The sequence below is a fragment of the Demequina muriae genome (genome assembly GCF_030418295.1).
In the GTDB taxonomy this organism is placed as follows: domain Bacteria; phylum Actinomycetota; class Actinomycetes; order Actinomycetales; family Demequinaceae; genus Demequina; species Demequina muriae.
In genome coordinates, this window is record NZ_JAUHQA010000001.1 from 1,125,401 (window position 1) to 1,148,175 (window position 22,775).

Below are 22,775 nucleotides of genomic sequence, written 5' to 3' on the forward strand. Positions count from 1 at the left end.
GCGGGGGTCGGCTGGGCCCCGCGCAGTGCGCGGGGCCCAGCCGTCCTGCTCACCTATGCCGAATCACGGCCAGGCGTTCTCGATGTCCGACAGAACCGTGTCGAGCGGCGTGCCCGAGACGAAGTCGTTGATGCTCGTCCAGAAGGCCGAGGATCCGACCTCTGCGGGCATCAGGTCCGATGCGTCGAAGCGGAAGATCGTGTCCTCACCCTGGAGGATCTCGATCGACGCCTGTCCGATCGGGCTCGATGCATTGGCGGGGTCCAGACCCGTGTTGGCCGAGATCACGCCACCGATGGAGACGCGCTCGTTCGCCCAGGTGTCAGACGAAAGGAACGCCTGAAGTGCCTGAGTGGGCTCCTCCTCGTTGAACGCGGCGACGAACTCGCCACCGCCGGTCACCGCAGCGGGGTCATCCGCGTTGATGTTCGGCGTCAGGAATGCCCAGATGTCGCCGTCCTCGGCCACCGTGGTGCCCTCGGGCCACTGAGCCTCGTAGAACGAGGCCTGGTGGTGCAGCGAGCAGGTGCCGTTGAGGATCTCGAGACCCGCCTCCTGGAACGCGGTGTCGACGATCGAGCCCGGGTCTCCGAGTCCACCGTTCACGTAGTCCGGGTTGAGCGCGATGTCGCCGAAGGCCTCGAACGACTCGGTGATCTCAGGCGACGTGAAGTCCAGGTCGCCTGCGACCCACTGGTCGTAGGCCTCGGGTCCGTGCTGACGCAGGACGAGGTCCTCGATCCAGTCCGTGCCCGGCCAGCCGGTCGCGGTGCCGGACTCGAAGCCGATGCACCAGGGCTTGTAGGTGTCGTCTTCTCCACCGTCAGCAGCCATGGTCTCGGTCAGGGTCATGAGCTCATCCCACGTCGTGGGGACCTCGTAGCCGGCCTCCGCGAACTCCGTGGGCGAGTACCAGACCCAGCCCTTGACGGACGCCATCATGGGCGCCGCGTAGAACGTGGTGCCGACGGTGCCGTAGTTCTTCCAGTCCTCGGACCAGAACTCATCGACATTCGCGACGACGGCCTCGGGAGCCGCGACGACAGCGCCGGTGCCCACCACGCGCTGCAGCAGTCCGGGCTGGGGGACGATCGCCAGGTCGGGAGCGTTGCCGCCCTCGACGCGAATGTTGATCTCGGTCTCGAACTCGTCAGAACCGTTGTAGGTCACGGTCATGCCGGTGCAGTCCTGGAACGGGACGATCGACTCCTGCAGCTGCTCCGCCTCGACGCCGGAGATGGTGCCGTAGAGCTCGACCTCCGCGCCCTCGTGGGTGCCGTAGTCCGCGTAGTCCTCGCAGCCGGCGACGACCTCGCCGCCGGTGTCGGTGCCGCCCGTGGCGGTGCCGTCGGTACTGGGCTCGTCATCGCCGTCGGACGAACAGCCCGCCAGCACAAGACCGGCGGCCGCGATGGCCGCGATCGGTCCGATGATCCTTCTTCTCATGCGCAACACTCCTCCTCGTTGAGTACAGCTCCGCCACAGCCCTGGAAAGGCCCGCCGAAGCCAACCGCTGAATCGTGTTCGCGTGATGCGCGAACATCGACGTAAGCGCTTGCGGTCTCACACTATGCAGGGATGTCGCTCCCGGCAAGCGCATCGCAGAAGGTCACCGAATCGTGACATTCCTCATCGTTTCGATACGGCCTCAGAGCACATCGATGGGGAGATGCGCGGACAGGTCCGAGCGCTCCCCTGACGCGTCGACCTCGCCGGCCGCGACCGCATCGGCCCATGAGACGCGACCGGTGACGAGGCCGAGCCACACGTCCGGGCTCACCTCCACCACGGCCGGCGGGGTGCCGCGCCGGTGGGCCGGCCCCTCGATGCACTGCGTCGCACCGAAGGGGGGCACGCGCACCTCGAGGGCCTGACCGGGGGCGCGAGAGGCGAGCTCCTCGAGCGTGAACCTCACGGCCGTCGCGAGGGTCGCACGTTCGATGCCGGACGTCGCGTCCTGAGCGAGCGCCAGGCCGCCGGGATGCAGCTCCGCCTCACGCTGGCCCGAACTCCACATGTGGAGGGCCGCGCGGCCCTCGTCCGGGTCGATCCGTCGACGGGGGGTCTTGGGAGTAGCCATGACTCTAGGTTCGCACGACTGCCGCGCAAGAGGACGGCCGATGCGCGGCGCGACTACTCGAACAGCGCTCGGTACTCCTCCAGGTCGAGCAGGACGAGGTCCGTCGCCGTCTCCGGATCGAGCCTGTGCTCGACTTCGAACACCCCTGCCCCAGCGTCATGCTCGAGCATGAGGAAGTCGAGGGCGCCTGACATGGAGTCTTCGACGGCGAGGACGAGTCCGTCCGCGGCGAGGCCACCTGCCACCGATTCTGGATAGCGGAGCCTGAGCGTGACGCTCTCCGTCGCCCCCATGGCGGTGACGACGGGACCGAGTCGCGCGGGGGTCTCCGCCCAGCGACCGTCGTCTGAGAGGAAGACGTTCAGCCCCTCGAGCACCTCATCCGAGCCATCGGCCAGGACGGTCACCTCGGCGTCGGCCCCGTCGTGCACGACCACCGCGCCGTCGATCATGAGCGGCCCGGGCGAATCGACGTCCAGCGGGTCGGTGCCCGCGGCCACCTCCTCGCCATCGTCGATCCCGTCACCATCGGTATCCCCGGTGAGCGGGTCCGTCCCGAGCGTCAGCTCCTCCATCAGGGCGAGGCCGTCCGAGTCGAGATCGACCTCCGTGTCGGGGACCCCGTCGTAGGTGGCGGGAAGCAGCGGGTCGGTGAGGCTCTGGATGAGCTCGAAGAGGTCGTCGAGACCGTCCCCATCCGTGTCGGCGCTCTGGGGGTCGGTGCCCACCTCGGCCTCTTTGACGTCCGGGAGACCATCGCCGTCGGAGTCCCTCCACTCGTCCGCCGGGGCGTCTGCGCCCGTGGTCCGGGCACCGGAAGCGGGGCTGGGCTCCGCGCTCGCGACGGCAGGCGGAGGAACGTCGGCACCGGACGCCGCACACCCGGTCAGCACGAGTGTCAGCGCGAATACGACGACCGCTCGCGATCGCATGGTCCCCCGCCCCGCGCATCGGCCATGGTGCCGCTGCGCTGGCGAGACGCTAGCGCCGGGTGCGCGCTCGCGTCAACGGGCCGGTGGCAGAGCCGACATCGTTCACGCGAAGCGCGCGCGCAGGGGCGCCTCCCACACGCGGCGCAGCTCCGCGAGCGGCAGCGAGAATTGGTCCTGCACGTCCAGCGAGGCGTCGGCGCCGTCGTCGGTCACGCCGAGTCGGATCGCGGGCACGCCGCGAGCCTCGAGCATGGCCACCAGCCGCGCCTCCTCCTCGCGCGGCAGCGCCACGAGCACGCGGCCCTGGCTCTCGGAGAACAGTGCCTCGGCGGGCGTGACGCCGTCGCGCTCGACGATCTCGTCCAGAACGATGCGCGCGCCCACGTCGTAGCGCAGCGCGCCCTGAGCGACGGCCGCGGCGAGGCCGCCGTCCCCCACCTCGCGAGCGGCGTCGATGAGCCCGTCGCGGGATGCGGACACCATCACCTCGGCCAGCACCTTCTCGGCCTCGATGTCGATGGCGGGCGGCAGCCCGCCCAGGTGGCCGTGCGCCTCCGCGAAGCGCGAACCGTCGAGTTCGGCCGCCGTGGTGCCCAGCAGGTAGAGCAGCTGGCCTCCCTTGCGCCAGCCGCTGGGCGTCGCCCGATCCACGGTGTCGAAGATGCCGAGCATCCCCACGATTGCGGTGGGGTTGATCGAGCTGTCGATGCGCCCGGGCTCTCCGGTGCCGTTGTAGAGGCTCACGTTGCCGCCGGTCACGGGCACGCCCAGCTCGGCGCACACATCGGCCAGCCCGCGAATGGCCTCGACGAACTGCCACATGGCGTCCGGGTCTTCCGGCGAGCCGAAGTTGAGACCGTCGGTGATGGCCGTGGGCGTCGCCCCGGCGATCGCGACCGCGCGGTACGCGGCGACGACGGACTGGCGGGCACCCTCGTACGGGTCGAGCTTGGTGAAGCGGTCGTTCGACCGGGTCGCGATCGCGACGCCGCGTCCCGTCTCCTCGTCCACGCGCACCACGCCCACGGTGTCGGGGCGAGCGAGCGCGGTGTTGCCCTGGACGTAGCGGTCGTACTGGTCGGTGATCCAGCTGCGGTCCGCGAGGTTGGGCGAGCTCATCAGCGCGAGCACGGCGGCCCGCAAGTCGTCCCCAGACGAAGGCAGGGCGAGCGCATCGGCCGCGTGGTCCGCCTGCAGGGCGTCCATCCAGGCCGGCCGCGCGTAGGGCCGGTCATAGGTAGGCCCCTCGTGGGCGACGGTGCGCGGATCGACGTCGACGATCCGCTGACCGTGGTGGTCGATGGTGAGGCGGCCCGAGTCATTGACCTCGCCCACCACGGAGGACTCGATGTCCCACTTGGCGGCGATCTCCATGAACTGTTCGAGCTTGTCCGGTGTGACGACCGCCATCATGCGTTCCTGCGACTCGGACATGAGGATCTCGCCCGCGTTCAGCGACGGGTCGCGCAGCAGCACGTCGTCGAGCCACACGTGCATGCCGCCCGAGCCGTTGGAGGCGAGCTCGGACGTGGCGCACGAGATGCCCGCGGCGCCCAGGTCCTGGATGCCCTGGACTACGTCCGCACGGAACAGCTCGAGGCAGCACTCGATCAGCACCTTCTCCATGAACGGGTCGCCCACCTGGACGCTGGGCCGCTTGGCGGGCACGCCATCCTCGAAGGTCTCGGACGCCAAGATGCTGGCGCCGCCGATGCCGTCGCCGCCCGTGCGAGCGCCGAACAGCACCACCTTGTTGCCCACGCCCTCGGCGGAGGCCAAGTGGATGTCCTCGTGCTTCATGACGCCCACGCACAACGCGTTGACCAACGGGTTGCCCTGGAAGCCGGAATCGAACAGCGAGCCGCCGCCGATGTTGGGCAGGCCCAGGGAGTTGCCATAGGAGCCCACGCCGCTCACGACGCCGTGCAGCACGCGGGCGGTGTCGGGGTGGTCGATGGCGCCGAACCGCAGCTCGTCCATCGCGGCCACGGGGCGCGCGCCCATCGCGAGGATGTCGCGCACGATGCCGCCCACGCCGGTCGCGGCGCCCTGGTGGGGCTCGACGTACGAGGGGTGATTGTGCGACTCGACCTTGAACGTCACGGCCCAGCCATCGCCGATGTCCACCACGCCGGCGTTCTCGCCCATGCCGACCATCAGGCGTTCCTTCATCGCCTCGGTGGTCTTCTCGCCGAACTGCTTGAGGTGGATCTTCGAGGACTTGTAGCTGCAGTGCTCCGACCACATCACGGAGTACATCGCGAGCTCGGCGGCGGTGGGGCGGCGGCCCAGCAGAGAGACGATGTCCGCGTACTCGTCGGGCTTGAGGCCCAGCGCCGCGTACGGCATCTCCTGGTCAGGAGCGGCGGCGGCGGCGTCGACGGTGTCGAGGGCGTGATCGGGCTGGCGGACGGGGGCGTCGGTCATGAGATCCCTTGGTGCTGAGATGAGCGCTGCTGAGAGGCGGCCGGGGCGTATGCCCACAGACTACCGGCGGGTCGCACGGTGCAGGGCGGGCGCGACGGCCGATGCGGGGGCAGGTCAGTCGAGCAGCTCGGCCACGGCGGCGCGCGCGTCGCGCAGCAGCTCCTCATGGTCGCGGTCGGGAGCGTCGACATGAAGGTGGTCGGCGCCCTCCCACTCGACGTTCCGGACGCCAGCGGTGGTGCCGACGGTGTCCCGGAGCTCGTCGTAGCCCTGCGGCCCCAGCAGCGACTCCGCCAGGTGAGACACCCACAGCACGTGCGTGAAGCCGTCGCGCCGTGACGTGCCGATGTCCAGCAGCACCGCGGCTGGCCCGGTGGTGGGACGGGCCTCGCTGGCCAGCGCCGCTCCGGGCCGGCGCCCGGGCAGGTCCCGAGGCGTGGACTCGACGTCCGGCGTGAACGCGTCGGCGTCGTGACCCAACTCGTCGGCGAGGTGCTCGAGCGCGTCACTGTCGTGAGAGTCGCGGTCCTGAGCATCATTGCGGGACGTGGCCATGTCATTTCCTTCGGCAGGTAGGGACATCTCCATGACACCTCAGTGTGCCTCGGATGGGAAGTCCACGTGTCGAATCAGACAGTCGGTGCGGAGGCTGGCCGCGGCCTAGGGTGAGCGCTATGGACTGGCCCCTGCTCGCCATCGTGCTCGGCGTCGGCGCGGTCTGCCTCGCCGCCCTTGCCGCGATACTGGGGAGTCGCCTGCGCGGAGCCCGCGCGCGCATCGGCGCTCTCGAGGCGGAGCTGAGCCGGGACACGGAGGCCGAGCGCGCTCTTGCGGCGGCCGACGAGCGCGCCCGCATCGCCCGCGAGATGCACGACGTCGTGGCCCACACGCTCTCGGTGGTGGTCGCCCAGGCCGACGGGGGCCGATTCGCCGGCGCCCAGGACCCCGCCCTCGCTCAGCGCGCACTCGAGACCATCGCAGACGTGGGGCGATCAGCGCTGGCGGAGATGCGCGCGATGCTCGGCCTGCTCCGCGACACCGACTCGGAGGTCGCACTCGGACCGCAGCCCAGCCTCGGGGACATCCCCACGCTGGTCGCCTCGGCCCGGGAGGACGGCCTCGACGTGAGCTACGTGACCACGGGCACTCCCCGGCCCCTCCCGATCGGCGCCGGGCTGGCGATGTACCGCATCGTCCAGGAGGCGCTCACGAACGTGCGCAAGCACGCCGGTCCATCCCCGAGCGTCTACGTCCAGCTCACGTGGGAGGCCGATGCGGCCGTCGTCGCGGTCGGCGACGACGGTCGGGGCGCAGCGGCAAGACGCGACGGCAGCGGCCTGGGAATTGCCGGCATGCGCGAACGCGTGGGCGTCTTCGGAGGCTCGCTGACGGCGGGGCCGCGCGCGGGGGGAGGGTTCCTGGTGCGGGCGCGACTGCCGCTCGCACCGCGGCGTGCGCCGAGCTCACCATCCGTCGAGACCACCTCCGACTCCTGACCGGTGACCGCATCGGCCGGGCATACTGGCCGCTATGACCAGTCCTGGTGTGAAGGCAACTGACGAGCGTGAGATCCTCACCTGGCAAGGCTTCGGCGATGCGTCGCGGGAGATCGCGCAGATGGTCGTGGACTCCGGCTACGAGCCCGAGGTCGTGGTGGCCGTCGCACGCGGCGGGCTGCCCATCGGGGGCGCGCTGGCCTACGCGCTCGGCACCAAGGGCGTGGGAACGCTCAACGTCGAGTTCTACACCGGCATCGACGAGCGGCTGCCCGCGCCGGTGCTGCTGCCGCCGCTGCTCGACACCGATGCGATGGCGGGGCTCAAGGTACTGATCGCAGACGACGTCGCCGACACGGGCGAGACCCTGGCCCTCGTCAAGGCCCTCATGGAGCAGCACGCGGGCGAGGTGCGAACCGCGGTCCTCTACGCGAAGTCGCGGTCGATCATCGATCCGGACTACGTGTGGAAGCGCACGGATCAGTGGATCACCTTCCCGTGGTCGGCGCTGCCGCCGGTGACACCGGGCGCGGCTCACCCGGAGCTCGGATGACCATTCGCGTCGCGCTGGTCGACGATCAGCAGCTCATCCGCGCGGGCTTCCGCATGGTCGTCGATTCGCAGCCCGACCTCGAGGTGGTGGCGCAGGCGGGCGACGGCGAGACCGCCGTGGCCACGCTCACCTCCCTCGACCCGCCCGCCGACGTGGTGCTCATGGACATCCGCATGCCCGGCATGGACGGCATCGAGGCGTGCCGGGCCATCGCCGATGCGCTGTGCACTCGCGTGATCATCCTCACCACCTTCGACGTCGACGAGTACGTGGTCGCCGCGATCAAGGCCGGTGCGAGCGGGTTCCTCCTCAAGGACGCGCCACCGGAGGACCTGCTGGCCGCGATCCGCACCGTCCACGCCGGTGACGCGGTCATCGCTCCCTCGTCCACCCGCAGGCTGCTGGCCACCATCGCATCGGCCGTCCCGACGCCCGGCGACGCTGCGGCGCTGCCAGAGCTGACGGACCGCGAGCGCGAGGTGCTGGTGCTGATGGCGCGCGGTCGCTCCAACGGTGAGATCTGCGCGGAGCTGTTCCTCGCCGAGCCCACGGTGAAGACGCACGTGGGGCGGGTGCTGGCGAAGCTCGGCGCGCGCGACCGTGTCCAGGCCGTCGTGATGGCATACGAGGCAGGGCTGGTGCACCCTCACTCCTGACCCCACGGGTCATACCCAGGTATCGCCCACATCGACACCAGGGACCGATGTGCCAGGGGCGCCGGTGGCCGTAGCGTTCCGGGTATGACCTTGAACCAGGCTGGAAGGCCAGCCGCGGCCTCGGCCCCCGTGACGCTGACGGCGCGCGGGCTCACCAAGACGTACGGCACCGGCGACGCCGCCGTGACGGCCGTCGATCACGTCGACCTCGACATCGCCGGGGGCGCACTCACCGCCGTGATGGGACCCTCCGGCTCGGGCAAGACCACGCTGGTGCACCTGCTCGCGGGGCTTGACCGGCCCGATTCGGGCGAGGTGTGGGTGGGCGACGACGAGCTCACCGGGCTCTCCGACAAGAAGCTGGCCCGCGTGCGGGGCCGAGTGGTCGGGTTCGTGTTCCAAGGCTTCAACCTCATCCAGACCATGAGCGGGCGCGACAACATCGCGCTGCCGCTGAGACTGAACGGCCTGCCCCACGACGAATCGTGGATGGCGACGCTGGTGGAGATGCTCGGCATCGACCGCGAGCTCGACCGCAGGCCGTACGAGATGTCGGGTGGTCAGCAGCAGCGGGTAGCCATCGCCCGCGCGCTGATCACCCGGCCACGCGTGGTGCTCGCCGACGAGCCCACCGGCAACCTGGACACGCACGCGAGCGCCGAGATCCTCTCGCACCTGCGGGCGTCCTGCCGCGAGCTCGGGCAGTCGGTCGTGATGGTCACTCACGACCCCGCCGCCGCGTCCTATGCGAGCCAGGTGCTGCTGTTCGCCGACGGTCGCGTGGAAGGCCACATCACGGACCCCACCCCCGAATCGGTCATGGCCGGTCTCGATGCACTGGCAGGAGTAGAGCGATGAGATGGGTTCCGGTGTGGATCGTGGGGGCGGCCGCCGCTCTCGCCGCCTGGGCGAGCGGACCGCTGTTCTATGACTACGGCGATCACGCCGATCCGGGACTGGGCATCGACGTCAGGCTCGCGTGGGTCATGGTGCTGTTCTACGCGCCGTTCCTCATCGCCGTCGTCGGCGGCACGGTGCTCGCGTTCAGGTCGCTGTGGCTATCAACCCGGCGGGCCGAGCTCGCCGCCCACCTCGCGCTCGGACGGCCTCGCCGGTCGCTCGTGCTCGAGCACGTCCGCGCTGGCTTGCGGGACGGGTTCCTTGCGGGCGTCGGCGGCGTGGTGCTCGGCGGAGCGCTGCGCCAGATCATGACGGGGTTCGTCGGAGTCGAGTTCGTGTCCAACACTCTCTGGGATTTTACCGCCTTCGCGGTGCTCGCGATGGTGTGTTTTGTCTTCGCGTACTGGATCGCGGCGCTGTGGGCCACGCGCGGCTCGGTGCGTGAGATCGCTTCAGGACAGGCCGCCGATGCGCCCGCCGAGGTGGGCGCTCGCCACTCCGGCCGACGGGTACGACAGTTCTTGGTGATCTCGTCCCTCGCCCTTGGTACGGCCGCAGTGGCCCTGGTGATCTGGGCTCCCGACGTGCTCGCGGCGAGCGACTCCGATGGCGAAGTCGCGGTCCTGATCGCCCTCCTCGCCGGGATGGTCATGGCTGTCGGGTTCGGCCTCGCCTTTCCTGGGTTGCTGGTGTACGCAGGCGCGAAGGTGACGGTCCGCGCGACTCAAGCTCTTGGCCGAGCTCTCGCGACCCCGTCCGCTCCGGGCTCGGCCCGCTCGCTGGCCTCCGACGCCCTCGCGCGCCGGACCCCCATGCGTACTGGTGCGGCGGCGACTGTGATCGCGGTCATGGGCGTTGCGGTGAGCGTGTCCGCCATGTACTTCGGACTCGAGGAGCGCAACAACACCGCCGCCGACCTTCGACCGCGCACCACAGTGAGCACGGTAGAAATCGTCGAGACGGAGCCACCGCAGTCCGCCACGTCCGGGTGGGCCGAGCCGCTGCCCGCTCAGCTGCTCGCCGACCTGCACGCCGACCCGGCGCTGATCGTGATCGAGGCTGCGGTGCTGACCACAGAGGTTCGCGAGCACGAGTCCTGGGCGGACGATGGGCTGCCGTTCATGGATGCCTCGCGGGACCTGCTGATCGCCGTCGATCCCGCAGCGCTGGATGCCGTGGTGCAGGACGCAGGGAAGGCGCTGTACCTCACCGACGGGACGGTGTGGCACAGCGGTGCGCTGGGCTCCATCCCGTCCTATGGGCCAGGTGGGCTGCACATCGAGGTGAACGGCGTGCGGGGGGACGCCGAAGCAGTCAATGGCCCCTCCCCCTGGACCGGTATCTCGCGCCCGTGGGCCGAGAGCCTGTGGGGCACCGCTCCAACGTCCGCCGCGATGCTGTACCCCGCTGGCGGCGTGCCCGTCGATGAGGTGCTCCGGGCCCACGATCTGGACGGACTCCATGTCTCCAGCGCAGACGCATCCTTCGAGTGGGACAGCACCGCGAGCGCCGGCCTCGTCGCCGCAGTCACGGCTCCGTTCCTGGCGGTCGCCGTCGCCATCGTCGTCGCACTCGCCTGGTCAGGGCAGCGCCTGCGCGCTCGCGATCAGGCAACGCTGCTGGCGCTCGGCGCCACCCCCTCCGCACTGCGCAGGGCAGCGGCTCTCGAGTCGTTCCTGGTCACTTCGGTCGCGGGCGCCGTCGGCTGCCTCGGCGGAGTTCTCCTCGGGCCGCTCCTAGCTGCGGTCGCGTTCTCCTCGCCCATCGGGGCGGCCGGTCCTGGCCTCGTGCTGTGGAACATGGGCCACACGCTCACGATCATGCCGTGGGGCGTGCTCCTCGGGCTGGTGCTCGGCGCGGCACTGATCGCTGCCGCTGGTGCGGCCCTCATTCGCGTGCGGCTCGATCGCCTCAGCCCCGCCCAACAACTCACCGAAGCTCAGAAGGCAGGAACGTCATGATCGCCACTCGCATGCTGGGGACCGCGACGGGAGCAGCCCGATGAGGGCGGTCGCCGCGGCCCTCTCGGGGGCCTATGCGCTCCTCATCATGACAGTCCTGCTGCCGTGGGATCAGGTGGAGTGCGCCACCGCCGCGTGCGTGCCGAGCGACGCCGATGCACCGCTGTTCACCCTTGGCTTCACCACGATCGCCCTGGTGATCCCCACGCTCGTCCTCATGATCATCCTGCGCGCGGTGCTGGGACTGCGCGCCACTCGTGACCCGGAGGCGGGGGCGGTGCTGGCGGCACTCGGGCAGACGCGCGGCACCGCAGTCAGGACCGCCGCGCTTCAGGGTCTCCGCGACGGGTTCATCGCCGCCGGGATCGCATACGTGCTCGCAGGAGCGGTGCACGTCGCCATGGTCGCCAGCGTGGGATTGAACCCCCTCACGGCAGGGGCAGGCCTATGGCTCGAGCGCGCCGTGCTCGCCGCGGTCGCGGTCGTCGCCCTGGTCCTGTCCCACATGCTCACGGCCGCCCAGCGGCCGCGGACGCCCGTGGACGCCCTCACTGCGGACATGCAGGACGATCCCGCGCCGCGACCGTCCCTCAAGGTGCGCGCCATGCTGAGCGGGGGCGTGCTTGCAGCCTCGGGCGGCGTCATCGCCGGGCTTGCGATGTTCATGCGGGACATTCCCCGGTGGGAAGGCGGGTTTGTCGCGATGAACGCCGCCGGGATCGCGATGATCACGGGCTGGGCCGGAGCGCTCGCCCTCGGCCTGTGGGCCGCGGTGCCGTGGCTGCGCCTGCGGCGTGGCGCGGCGATTGCGCTGGCGGCCGCCGCCGTAGGCCGTGACAGTCGCGTCGGCGCGGTGCTCGACAGCTACGCCGGCGACCGATCCCGCGCATCTGCGCGCATCGTGACCGTGCTCGCGGGGCTGGGCTTCCTCTTCGCCGCCCTGCCGTCAGCGGAGACCGGCGTCCCCCTCGAGGGCCGCCAGACGGCAGCCATCGTGCTCGACGGAGACGTCGACGCCTCCGCCCTCGAGGAGTCCTACCGTGCCATCCCGGGCGTCGAGAGCGTGATCGTCGCCGACGCTGCGACCCTGCCGGACGCGACTTTCCACAGCTTCGTCTTCGCGGTCTCTCCCGACAGCCTGCGTGGTCATCACGACGCGCTGGCAGACGCGCTGGAGCGACACCCGCGGCACGTCGCCGCGTCGCTGACCAACGGTGAGGTGCCCACCGAGCTGCTGGGCAATCCCCGCTTCGAGGTCGACGGAGTCCTGCCGATCTCCGAGTGCTGCGACGCCTTCGTCAACGCCGACCACATCGACCTCGGCTCGCCGGGATCGGGATTCCTCATCTACGCCACCCCCGGCGCAGACCTCGAAGCCATGAACGAGGCGATCGACCGGGTCGCCTCGGACGCTCCAGGCGTGACGAGCATCGGCACGTCCTACCTGGGATGGGAGTCCTCGACGTCGCCGTGGTCGGTCGTGGTCGACATCGCCGTCGCGGGGCTCGTGCTCGTGCTGCCCTTGACGCTGCTCGCGGTGCGCGCGGTGAAGCGACGTCGGCAGGACGATGCGACGCTTGCGGCACTGGGAGCGACGGCTCGGACCATGCGCACCGCCACTGCTCTCGAGACGGCAGCGGTGAGCGCCTATGCCCTCGCCGGCGGCATGGTGGTGGGAGCGGTCACCCGCGTGCTCATGACGGAGCTCCAACAGGGCCGGCTCTCGCTTCAGTCGGTGGCCGTGGACTCGCCCCTGACGGCCGGTCTGGACGCCGTGGGCTGGGCCGCGATGGGCACAGTGGGGCTCACGGGAGTGGCGATCATGACGATCACGGCGTTCATCACGGCGTGGGCGACGGCCCGACCGGGAGGTCGCGGGCGCACACCTGTAGACCAGCTCCGCACGAAGGCGACGGAAGGCGTGCGATGATCCTGCGACTGGCGCGAGAGCAGCTGCGATCGGGACGGCGCTACACCGCGTGGAGCGGGCTGCTGCTGACCATGGCCCTCGCTCTCGCGAGCGCGGCGTTCGTGGGCGCGTCGACCCAGCTCACGACGAACACCCTGGCGAGCCACGAGTACCTGCCGCGGCTCGACCACGTGGCGTGGGTGTCATGGTGGACCGACGGCCTGCCGGAGGACGACCCTGAGCTGCTGCCGTACGCCGGGGACCCGACTGTGCTGGAGCCCGGGCAGGCCGTGGCGATGGTCGATGAGGCGCGCGCGGCCGGCGACGACGCGCTGGTGCAGCAGTACACGGGACTGTGGGCAGCACCCGTCGACGCTGGCGCCGGCGCGCAGACGCTTGAGGTGGTCTCCCGCTACCCCGACGTGCGGTGGGAGGACGTGCTCATCGAGGGGAGCGCGCCTCGAGGCGGAGAGATTTCGGTCGCGGCAGACGTCGCGGAGGGCCTCGGGGTCGGCGTGGGCGACGAACTGCGTCTCGCCGCGCCCATGGACCGCGACGACACGATCGCCGACGCGGTGACGGTCACCGGCCTCACTCGGCCCTCCTCCTACGGTCCGCTCATGTCGCCGGCGCCCACCGGGTACGTGACGTGGGACGACGGACTCGACTACGCACACGCCATCGAGGGGTGGAGGGACGTCGCCGCGGCCACTGGCGAGCCCACGCAGCGCCTGGATGCCACCGTGACATGGACGCAGGGTGCAGCCGCATTCGCGGGACTCGAGCCCGTCGGCATCTACGACCTCTCCTGGACAGATCTGTCCCTCGGGTTCGAGGGCTGGCCCGTGACGGCGATCTCCGCGGCGGGCCTCGTCGCCGTGGCGATGATCGGTGCGACCTTCGCGATGGCCCGGTCGCAGGCTCAGCGGCGCATCCAATGGGTCGCGACCGCCCGTGTGCTCGGCGCCAAGCGCTCGGCCCTCGTGTCCGCGAGCGCGGTCGAGGCGCTGGTGATCGCCGTCGTCGCGACTGCCACAGGGATCGCACTCGGCTACCTCGCCGTCAGCGGACTCGTCGCGTTCGAACGCTGGCGCACGCCCGGCGTCCTGCTCCCTCCCGCGCCTACGCTCGCACCCGTGGGGCTCGCACTCCTGATCGGATTGGGCCTGGTGCTCGCCACGATCACGGCGGTCGCGCCGGCTTTCTGGGCCACCCGGGTGGTGCCCTCGGCGGCGCTCAAGCCCGTGACCCCCTTCAGCGAGGCGCAGCTCTCTCGCGACGTGTCGGGACGGTGGCTCATCGGCCTGACGACGCTCGCCGTGGTGGGCATCGTCGTCGCGGCCGCCCTGGGGTGGTTCACGTCCCCGGCCGTCGGCGAACAGCTGACGGCCTTCAGCGTGGCGAGCCTGGTGGTGCTCGGGATCGCCGTCACGGTGGAGCTCGCGCGGCTGGGCATTCGACGCGCTGGAGCGCTGGTCGCACGGGTGCCGCAGCCATGGGCCGTGGCCGTCGAGTCGGGCCTCACCGCACGCTGGCGGTCGTCGGGCGCTGCCGCCGCCATCGTGGGACTCACGGCCGCGGGCATCGTGAGCGTCATCGCGCTCGGCGTGTACAACGCCGCGTTCGGAGCAGTCGACTCACCGGGGGCGGGAGTCTACGGATCCCTGTGGGATCTGGCCATGATGCGTGCGGTGCCGAGCTGGCGCCTCGTGGCGGTCGCCTGCGGGGCCTTCGCACTGGCCGCGGTCGTCGCAGCTGCCATCATCTCGACGGCGCGCCACGCCACGGCCGCGGATGACGCGGTCCAGGGCGCGCTCGGTCTGTCTCCACGGGATGCGCGGCGGGCGGCGGGCATTGAGGTGGGCATGCCCATCGCGGTCGGCGCACTGGCGGGGACGACGGTGGGATGGGCCGGTGGGGCCCTGTTCGCGCTCACGGCCCCCGCACTCGCCAGCGGCATCCAGGCGTGGGGGGTCGGCGCCGCCGCCACCGTCATCACAGTCGCCGCCACCTGCGGGATCGCGACACTCGTCGCGGCAGTCGCATCGGCCCTTGCAGCGGTGACCACGAGAATCGGGCCTCCCGTGCGAGAACTCGCGCGCGCTACGCGCTGAGCGGGGCACTCGGAGGAGTCGAGCGCACCTCCCCTAGACTGACGCGCATCGGCCCCCAAGCGCGGGGCGCCGCCCCCGCACCCGCATCGGCCGCCCCGCCGGTGCCGCCCCGGAAGGACCGCTCGTGAGCAACTACGCCGGAGACATCACCCCCCAGGAGGCCTGGGAGATGCTGACCTCGAACCCCGATGCGCGCCTCGTCGACGTGCGGACCGAGGCCGAGTGGCGGTTCGTGGGCGTGCCCGACACGTCATCGACCGACCACGAGACCCTGTTCATCGAGTGGGTGAGCTACCCCGACGGCCAGCGGAACTTCCGCTTCGTGGAGCAGCTCAAGGACGGCGGGTTCGAGCCCGGGTCCGAGGCGCCCGTGATCTTCCTGTGCCGCTCGGGACAGCGTTCGATCGGCGCGGCAGTGGCGGCGACCGATGCGGGCATCGGCCCGTCCTACAACGTCCTCGAAGGCTTCGAGGGCGCGGTCGACGGCGACGGCCACCGTGGCTGGCAGGGCTGGCGCGCGGCCGGGCTGCCCTGGCGTCAGGGCTGATCCCCCCGTACCGCGTTCACCGCACACCAGCCGTCGATCCTCGTGCGCGACCGACGGGCAGGCTCATCCATGCCGCGCGCGGCCGCTCGTGCGGGGCCTCAGGCAAGTCCGCACAAGTCAGCCTGTCCGTCGGTCACGACCCGCCATCCTGGTGGTGGGAGCGGGCGCGGCGGTGCGAGCGGGCGCGCACGCGGGCCAGTCCGGCCAGATGTCACGATTTGGTCACACGGCTTGCATTGTTGGGATCCGCAACTTAGTGTCGTCCGCAACGAGGTGATTCGAAGCGCTTCGACGAAGCAGTTGAGCAGACGACGATGGAGTCAACGATGGCGACGATCGAGGATGTGGCCCGCGAGGCGGGCGTCAGCATCTCGACTGTCTCGTACGCCCTGAGCGGCAAGAGGGCCATCAGCGCCACCACCCGCCAGCGCGTCCAGGACGCCGCCACCAAGTTGAACTACCTCCCCCACGCCTCGGCGCGCATGCTGGCAGCCAACCGCTCTCACATCTTCGCGGTGACGGCGCCGCTTCACCCCGACACCGACCACAGCGCACACATGACGTTCGCGATGGAGGTCACCAAGGCCGCTCGCGAACGTGACTACGACACGCTGCTGCTGGTGCACAAGGACGCACTCGAGGGCATGAAGCGCTCGGCCGCGACCAGCCTCGCCGACGGCATCATCGTGCTCGACGTGGACGCCCACGACGAACGCGCCACTCTCGCGCGCCAGCTCTCCTGCCCCGCGGTGTTCATCGGCATCCCCGAGGACACCTCCGGCCTGGTGTGCGTCGACCTCGACTTCGAGGCGGCAGCAGCCATGGCGATCGACCGACTGCTGGACGCCGGCCGCAGGAGCATCGGCCTCATCTCCCACCCCGAAGAGACGCTGGTGCGGGAATCCAACTTCCCCCTGCGCTTCCGCCACGGCTTCGAGCAGCACGCCGCCGAGCGCGGCATCGACATCGCCGTCGCGAACCCGACCCACCACCGCGCCCACGAGGCCATCGCTGAGCTCCTGGAGCGCAAGCCCGACCTCGACGCGATCGTGCTCAACACCAACATCGACGTCGCGGGCTCGGTCACGGCAGCGCTCGCGGGCCTGGGCCGATCGGTGCCCGGCGACGTCTCCGTGGTGGCCGCAGGCGTCACCTTCTCGACTCTTCGCTTCCCCGTGCCGTTCGACACCATCCCCCTCGATGCGCACGCCTCCTGCTCCGCGGCGGTCGATATGCTCGCCCGCATCGTGGAGAACGGTGAATCCCCACCGGAGACCACCCTCATCCCGCCCACCTACATCGAGCTCGGCTCGGTCGCGCGCACCAGCGCGACCCCTGTCGCGCCCGTCACCGCCCCGGCCACATGACACCCCCCACCCCGCGCGCTTGACGGCTGCGCCTCGTCGAAGCGCTTCGACAATCACGCGGGACCCGCACCACCACAACTGAATACGCACCACGACGTTCACTGTCGAAGCGCTTCGCCAACCCGGGAAGCACGGCAGCCGACCACCCCGCGACGGGCCACCCCGGTCCCGAGCACCTACAAGGAGGTAGACAAAAATGAGGAACCGATCACGGACCCTCGCGGCGCTGGCCACTGCCGGCGCCCTGACCCTCACGCTCACCGCGTGCTCATCCGATGACGACGGCGGCTCCGCCGAGACTCCCGCCGACGGCGACTGGTCGGGCGAGACGCTGACCGTCATGCACTTCGAAGGCCAGGACTCGGCGATGGGCATCGCCTGGGACCGCGCCATCGAGATCTTCGAGGAGGAGACCGGCGCCACCGTCGACCTCCAGCTCACCGCATTCGAGGACCTGCGCACCTCCGCCGAGCAGCTGTTCGACTCGGGTGATGCCCCCGACGTCGCCGAGTACAACAAGGGCAACGCGACCGCCGGCCAGCTGGCGGCGATCGGCGTGCTCGAGAACCTCGACGCCGCGTACGAGGAGTACGGCTGGGGCGACATGCTCGCCGACTCCGTCGCGACGACGGCGCAGTACAACGAGGACGGGATCATGGGCTCGGGCAGCTACTACGGCGTCCCGAACTACGGCGAGTTCACGTTCCTCTACTACAACGAGGACATGTTCACCGAGCACGGCGTCGAGGTCCCCACGAGCATCGAGGAGGTCGAGGCTGCGGCCCAGACCTTCGCCGATGCGGGCGTCACGCCCTTCGCGGAGTCCGTCCAGGAATACCCGCTGGGGCAGCTCTGGTACCAGCTCGCGCTGAGCCAGGCCGACCGTGACTTCGTCAACGCGTACCAGCTCTACACCGAGCCGGTCGACTGGCAGGGTGCGGAGATCAGCTACGCGACGGAGACCATCGCGGAGTGGGTCGACAACGGCTTCATCTCCTCCGAGGTCACCGGCATGACGGCCGAGGACGCGGGACTCGAGTTCATCAACGGCGAGGTCCCGATGTTCTACTCGGGCTCCTGGTGGTACGGACGCTTCCTGACCGAGGTCTCTGACTTCGAGATGGGGATCACGAACTGGCCCTCCACCGAGCTCACCCCGGGCTCGGGCGGCAACATGTGGGTCGTCCCGGTCGAGTCGGAGCAGCCCGAGCTCGCTCGCGTGTTCATCGACATCACGATGCGTCCCGAGATCCAGGCGCTGCTGGGCGACTCCGGCGGCCTGCCCGTCGCAGCCGACCCTGCTGACATCACCGACGAGGACGCCCAGGCGCTCATCGAGCTGTTCAACGAGGTCAACGAGCGCGACGGCCTGTCGTTCTACCCCGACTGGCCCACCCCCAACTTCTACGGCGACCTCAACGGTGTGCTGCAGGGGCTGGTGAACGGCGACTTCACGGCTGAGGAAGCTCAGGCCGAACTCGAGTCCTACTACGAGGACCACGTCGCGGACATCCGCGACTAGCCCCTTCCACTCACAGGCGCGGGCCGGGCCTCACCGCCCGGGCCGCGCCGGAGAAGGACAATCATGACCTCGACGATGACGCCCAAGCGGCGCAAGCGCATCCACGAACCCGCGCGCATTCCCGAGCGCGGCGGCCGCAAGCTGGGCTACTGGCTCTACTTCCTGCCCGGCGCCCTCCTGGTGTCGGTCATCATCTTCTACCCGATCGTCCGCAACCTGCGCCTGAGCTTCTTCCACTGGCGCGGTGGACGCGCCGAGGAGGAGTTCGCGGGCCTGGACAACTGGGCCGCGCTCTTCCAGGACCAGGAGTACCTGCAGTCGTTCCAGAACATCATTCTTGTGATCTTCGCGATGGTGATCATCCCGACCTTGCTGGGTCTCGTGATCGCCGCGCTGCTGTTCGACGTCATCGGCCGCCGGTTCGGGGGCAAGCTGTCGAGCTTCCTGCGCGCCACCTACTACCTTCCCCAGATCCTCCCGATCGCGGTCGCTGGCGTGCTGTTCGGATGGCTCCTGAAGCCCAACTCCGACGGCGTCGTGAACCAGTTCCTGACCTTCATCACGGGCTCCGAGGTGACCGTGAACTGGCTCGGAGGGTCCTACCCCACCGCCATGGGTGCGGTCATGGTGCTCATGATCTGGATCCAGATCGGCTATCCCGTGGTGATCTTCATGGCTGCGCTGCAGCGGGTGGACCCCGAGCTGTACGAGGCCGCCGAGCTCGACGGCGCGAACTGGTACGAGCGGTTCCGCGCCATCACGCTCGCGCAGATCAAGCCCGAGGTCTTCGTCGTGTCCCTCACCACCACGATCGCGGCCATGAAGGTGTTCGCTCCCGTGTTCATCCTCACCCAGGGCGGGCCCAACAAGTCCACCTACGTGCCGTCCTTCTACGCGTACAACGAGTTCGTCAACGGCACGGACAAGGGCTACGCGGCCGCGATCGCCTCGTCGATCACGATCCTCGTCGCGATCGTCGCCATCATCTTCATTCGCGTGCAGAACCGCTCCGAGCGAAAGGACGCGTGACCCATGACCACCACGCCTGTCCAGAACGACACGACCCGCGCATCGGCCGGAAGCGGTGAACCCCCGAGCGACGACCAGCTCGTCAAGGCCCGCGGCCGCCGCGGCGGCCGTCCCCGCACCGCAGCGGAGTGGATCCTCATGCTGCTCGGCGTCCTCGGCGCCGCCATCGTGGTCTTCCCGATCCTGCTGCTGCTCATCAACGCCTTCAAGTCGCCGTCGGACTACTCGACGTCGAGCCCGCTGGACCTCCCGCGAAGCTTCGACCTCACCGGCATCCAGACGTTCTGGGAGCAGAACAACTTCCCGCGTGCGCTGTGGAACTCGATCTTCATCTCGACGATGGTCGCGTTCCTCGCGGTCATCCTGTCGGTGCTGAACTCGTTCGCGATCGGCATCGGCCGGGTGCGCGGTCGCACGTGGATCGTGCTGCTGTTCCTGATGGCCAACCTGATTCCTCAGGAGATGCTGTTCGACCCACTGTTCACGCTGTACGACGACCTGGGGCTGCTGTCCAACTCGTGGTCCGTGATCATCACGTTCGTGGTGATCCAGTCCGCGTTCGGCACGTACCTGCTGTCGAGCCTGCTGGGCACCTTCCCCAAGGAGATCCTCGAGGCGGCCGCCGTCGACGGAGCGAGTCGGTGGCGCATCCTGCGATCGATCATCGTGCCCATCGTCCGGCCCACGCTCTCCGTCCTGATGGTGTTCTTCTTCATCTGGACGTGGAACGAGTTCCTGCTGCCACTGGCCTTCCTCAACACGTCCGACTCGCTGACCGTCCCGCTCGTGCTCGAACAGCTGAGCGGCGAGCGTCAGACCGACACCACCACGCTGATCGCCGGAACGCTGATCAGCATCATCCCGACCATCATCTTCTTCCTCATCTTCCAGCGCACGCTGACCCGAGGAATCACGGCAGGAGCAGTGAAGTAATGAAGTTCACCGACGGTTTCTGGCATCTGCGTCCAGGTGTCACGGCCAACTACGCGCAAGAGGCGTACGACATCGCCCCCACCACCACGCCCGACGGCGACGGGATCGTCGTCCACGCCCCCTCGCAGCGGATCGTGTCCCGCGGCAACGTGCTCAACCGGGCGCTGCTGACGGTCACGCTGTCCTCGCCCCTCGAGGGCGTGGTCCGGGTGCGGATCGAGCACCATCAGGGCGCGCATCGGTCGCCGGGCTTCGCCCTCGCGACCGAGCCCGGCGCCGCCACCGTCATGACGGACGATGCGGGGGCCAGCCTGGTCACCGGCGGACTCACCGCGCGCATCGGCGCTGGGGCTCCCTGGGACCTGTCCTTCTCGCGGGACGGCCGCCGGCTCACCGGTTCCGGGCATAAGTCGGTGGGCCACATGGCCCTCGCGGCCGATGCGCCCGTGGGCGCGGAGCCCGCCGGCATCTCCGGCTACTCGGAGACCGGGCTCGCCCCCTCGCGAACCTACGTGCACGAGCAGCTCGACCTTGGCGTCGGCGAGCTGATCTACGGGCTCGGCGAACGCTTCGGAGCGTTCGTCAAGAACGGCCAAGCAATAGACATCTGGAACGCCGACGGCGGCACCAGCTCCGAACTCTCGTACAAGAACGTGCCGTTCTACCTGTCCTCGCGCGGCTACGGCGTGCTGGTGAACCAGCCCGAGCATGTGTCGTTCGAGGTGGGCTCCGAGGCCGTGGAGCGCGTCCAGTTCTCCACCGCGGGCGAGGCGCTGGAGTACCTGGTGTTCGACGGCCCCACGCCGCGGGACGTCATCGACCGCTATACGAAGCTGACCGGCCGCCCGCCGGTGGTGCCCGCGTGGTCGTACGGCCTGTGGCTGTCGACGTCCTTCACCACGGACTACGACGAGGAGACCGTCAACTCGTTCGTGGACGGCATGCGCGACCGCGACATCCCCCTCAGCGTCTTCCACTTCGACTGCTTCTGGATGCGCGAGTTCAACTGGACCGACCTCGAGTGGGACGCGCGCACCTTCCCCGACCCGGAGGGCATGCTCACGCGTCTGCACGACGACAAGGACCTGCGCGTCTGCGTGTGGATCAACCCGTACATCGGCCAGCGCGGCCGCATGTTCGCGGAAGGCGTCGAGAACGGCTACCTCGTCAAGCGCGCCGACGGCACGGTGTGGCAGTGGGACATGTGGCAGGCCGGCATGGGACTGGTGGACTTCACCAACCCCGACGCCCGCGCGTGGTTCAAGGACCGCCTGCGCGAGATCATCCGGCAGGGCGTCGACGCGCTCAAGACCGACTTCGGCGAACGCATCCCCACCGACGTGGTGTGGCACGACGGGTCCTCCCCCGAGACCATGCACAACCTCTACACGCAGCTGTACAACGAGGCCGTGTGGGAGGTGCTCCTCGAGGAGCGGGGCGAGGGCGAGGCGGTGCTGTTCTCGCGCTCCGCGACGGCAGGCGGGCAGACCATGCCCGTCCACTGGGGCGGCGACAACTCGTCGACCTACGTGTCGATGGCGGAGACGCTGCGCGGCGGGCTGTCGCTTGCCTCGTCCGGCTTCGGCTACTGGAGCCACGACATCGGCGGCTTCGAGGGCACTCCCGACCCGGCCGTGTTCAAGCGGTGGCTCGCGTTCGGCCTGCTGTCGTCGCACTCGCGCCTGCACGGCTCGACCTCGTACCGGGTGCCGTGGGCCTTCGACGACGAGGCGGTCCAGGTCACCAAGGCGTTCGCCGAGCTCAAGAACACGCTGATGCCCTACCTCTACACCGCGGGCGCCGATGCGGCGGCCAGCGGAGTCTCGGTGGCGCGCCCCATGTTCTTCGAGTTCCCGGACGACCCCGCCGTGGGCTACCTGGATCGCCAGTACATGCTCGGGAACGACCTGCTGATCGCGCCCGTGATGTCAGCGGACGGCGTGGTGGACTTCTACCTGCCCGCGGGCACGTGGACGTCGCTGCTGACCGGCGAGAGGGTCGACGGAGGCCGTTGGGTGCGCGAGACGCACGGCTTCGACTCCCTGCCCGTGTACGTGCGGCCCGGCGCGGTCATCCCCCGGGGCGCCCGCTCCGACCGTCCCGACTACGACTTCCTCGACGGACTCGTCCTGGACGTCTACCCCGAGGATCACGAGATCGACGCCTCCGTCGATGTCGTCACGGCCGAGGGCCGCCGGGTCACGTATCGTGTGACCGGATCGGGCGACTCCGCCACGGCGCCCGATGCGATCGTGCGCGTGCACCGCTGACGCGCGCTCGGCGCGGCTCCCGTTGAGCAACCCCCCTGCAGCTCCGGGAGCCGCGCCACTTCGTCTCACGAGGCCCGCG

Annotated in this window: 18 protein-coding genes; 13 read left to right on the top strand and 5 right to left on the bottom strand. The window is 69.8% G+C overall.

Features of this window, described 5'->3' with window-relative positions; translation table 11 throughout:
* Positions 1 to 63: 63 nt before the first annotated feature.
* From QQX02_RS05270 to QQX02_RS05290, 5 genes are all read right to left on the bottom strand, one after another.
* Positions 64 to 1,446 carry an ABC transporter substrate-binding protein gene (locus tag QQX02_RS05270; protein WP_301141701.1) on the bottom strand — a complete coding sequence of 461 codons (1,383 nt, stop codon included), beginning with the start codon at positions 1,444 to 1,446 and terminating at the stop codon, positions 64 to 66.
* A 202-nt stretch (positions 1,447 to 1,648) separates the two neighbouring features.
* Complete coding sequence (locus tag QQX02_RS05275) at positions 1,649 to 2,080, bottom strand: sterol carrier family protein (RefSeq protein ID WP_301141702.1); 432 nt, start codon at positions 2,078 to 2,080, stop codon at positions 1,649 to 1,651.
* Positions 2,081 to 2,133: 53 nt separating this feature from the next.
* Positions 2,134 to 3,012 carry a hypothetical protein gene (locus tag QQX02_RS05280; protein WP_301141704.1) on the bottom strand — a complete coding sequence of 293 codons (879 nt, stop codon included), beginning with the start codon at positions 3,010 to 3,012 and terminating at the stop codon, positions 2,134 to 2,136.
* Between the two features lie 102 nt (positions 3,013 to 3,114).
* On the bottom strand, positions 3,115 to 5,439 hold the full coding sequence (gene purL, locus QQX02_RS05285) for a phosphoribosylformylglycinamidine synthase subunit PurL (RefSeq protein WP_301141706.1): 2,325 nt from the start codon (positions 5,437 to 5,439) through the stop codon (positions 3,115 to 3,117).
* 114 nt (positions 5,440 to 5,553) lie between these two features.
* Positions 5,554 to 5,994 carry a hypothetical protein gene (locus QQX02_RS05290; protein ID WP_301141707.1) on the bottom strand — a complete coding sequence of 147 codons (441 nt, stop codon included), beginning with the start codon at positions 5,992 to 5,994 and terminating at the stop codon, positions 5,554 to 5,556.
* 119 nt (positions 5,995 to 6,113) lie between these two features.
* Between QQX02_RS05290 and QQX02_RS05295 the strand changes: the two genes are divergently transcribed.
* The 13 genes from QQX02_RS05295 to yicI all read left to right on the top strand — a co-directional run bounded on the left by QQX02_RS05295 (position 6,114) and on the right by yicI (position 22,696).
* On the top strand, positions 6,114 to 6,935 hold the full coding sequence (locus QQX02_RS05295; RefSeq protein WP_301141708.1) for a sensor histidine kinase: 822 nt from the start codon (positions 6,114 to 6,116) through the stop codon (positions 6,933 to 6,935).
* A gap of 34 nt (positions 6,936 to 6,969) precedes the next feature.
* Positions 6,970 to 7,488 (top strand): phosphoribosyltransferase, encoded by a 519-nt coding sequence (locus QQX02_RS05300; protein ID WP_301141709.1) that lies wholly within the window; start codon positions 6,970 to 6,972, stop codon positions 7,486 to 7,488.
* Positions 7,485 to 8,144: a response regulator gene (locus tag QQX02_RS05305; protein WP_301141710.1), complete on the top strand. Its 660-nt coding sequence runs from the start codon at positions 7,485 to 7,487 to the stop codon at positions 8,142 to 8,144. The genes QQX02_RS05300 and QQX02_RS05305 overlap by 4 nt, the downstream gene beginning before the upstream one ends.
* Positions 8,145 to 8,228: 84 nt before the next feature.
* On the top strand, positions 8,229 to 9,002 hold the full coding sequence (locus QQX02_RS05310) for an ABC transporter ATP-binding protein (RefSeq protein WP_301141711.1): 774 nt from the start codon (positions 8,229 to 8,231) through the stop codon (positions 9,000 to 9,002).
* The gene (locus tag QQX02_RS05315) at positions 8,999 to 11,005 is read left to right on the top strand and encodes an FtsX-like permease family protein (RefSeq protein WP_301141713.1); all 2,007 of its coding nucleotides are present in this window, start codon (positions 8,999 to 9,001) and stop codon (positions 11,003 to 11,005) included. The genes QQX02_RS05310 and QQX02_RS05315 overlap by 4 nt, the downstream gene beginning before the upstream one ends.
* A 40-nt stretch (positions 11,006 to 11,045) precedes the next feature.
* Positions 11,046 to 12,935, top strand: coding sequence for an FtsX-like permease family protein (locus QQX02_RS05320; RefSeq protein WP_301141714.1), 1,890 nt, complete (start codon positions 11,046 to 11,048; stop codon positions 12,933 to 12,935).
* On the top strand, positions 12,932 to 15,028 hold the full coding sequence (locus tag QQX02_RS05325) for an FtsX-like permease family protein (protein ID WP_301141715.1): 2,097 nt from the start codon (positions 12,932 to 12,934) through the stop codon (positions 15,026 to 15,028). The genes QQX02_RS05320 and QQX02_RS05325 overlap by 4 nt, the downstream gene beginning before the upstream one ends.
* Positions 15,029 to 15,152: 124 nt before the next feature.
* Complete coding sequence (locus QQX02_RS05330) at positions 15,153 to 15,575, top strand: rhodanese-like domain-containing protein (RefSeq protein ID WP_367304228.1); 423 nt, start codon at positions 15,153 to 15,155, stop codon at positions 15,573 to 15,575.
* A 326-nt stretch (positions 15,576 to 15,901) separates the two neighbouring features.
* Positions 15,902 to 16,942: a LacI family DNA-binding transcriptional regulator gene (locus QQX02_RS05335; protein WP_301141716.1), complete on the top strand. Its 1,041-nt coding sequence runs from the start codon at positions 15,902 to 15,904 to the stop codon at positions 16,940 to 16,942.
* A 196-nt stretch (positions 16,943 to 17,138) separates the two neighbouring features.
* Complete coding sequence (locus tag QQX02_RS05340) at positions 17,139 to 18,464, top strand: ABC transporter substrate-binding protein (RefSeq protein ID WP_301141717.1); 1,326 nt, start codon at positions 17,139 to 17,141, stop codon at positions 18,462 to 18,464.
* A gap of 63 nt (positions 18,465 to 18,527) precedes the next feature.
* The gene (locus QQX02_RS05345; RefSeq protein ID WP_301141719.1) at positions 18,528 to 19,493 is read left to right on the top strand and encodes a carbohydrate ABC transporter permease; all 966 of its coding nucleotides are present in this window, start codon (positions 18,528 to 18,530) and stop codon (positions 19,491 to 19,493) included.
* Positions 19,494 to 19,496: 3 nt separating this feature from the next.
* A complete protein-coding gene (locus QQX02_RS05350) occupies positions 19,497 to 20,426 on the top strand; it encodes a carbohydrate ABC transporter permease (RefSeq protein ID WP_301141721.1) in 930 nt (309 codons plus the stop codon).
* Positions 20,426 to 22,696: an alpha-xylosidase gene (gene yicI / locus QQX02_RS05355; protein WP_301141722.1), complete on the top strand. Its 2,271-nt coding sequence runs from the start codon at positions 20,426 to 20,428 to the stop codon at positions 22,694 to 22,696. Before QQX02_RS05350 ends, yicI begins: the two co-directional genes overlap by 1 nt.
* Positions 22,697 to 22,775: the final 79 nt, after the last annotated feature.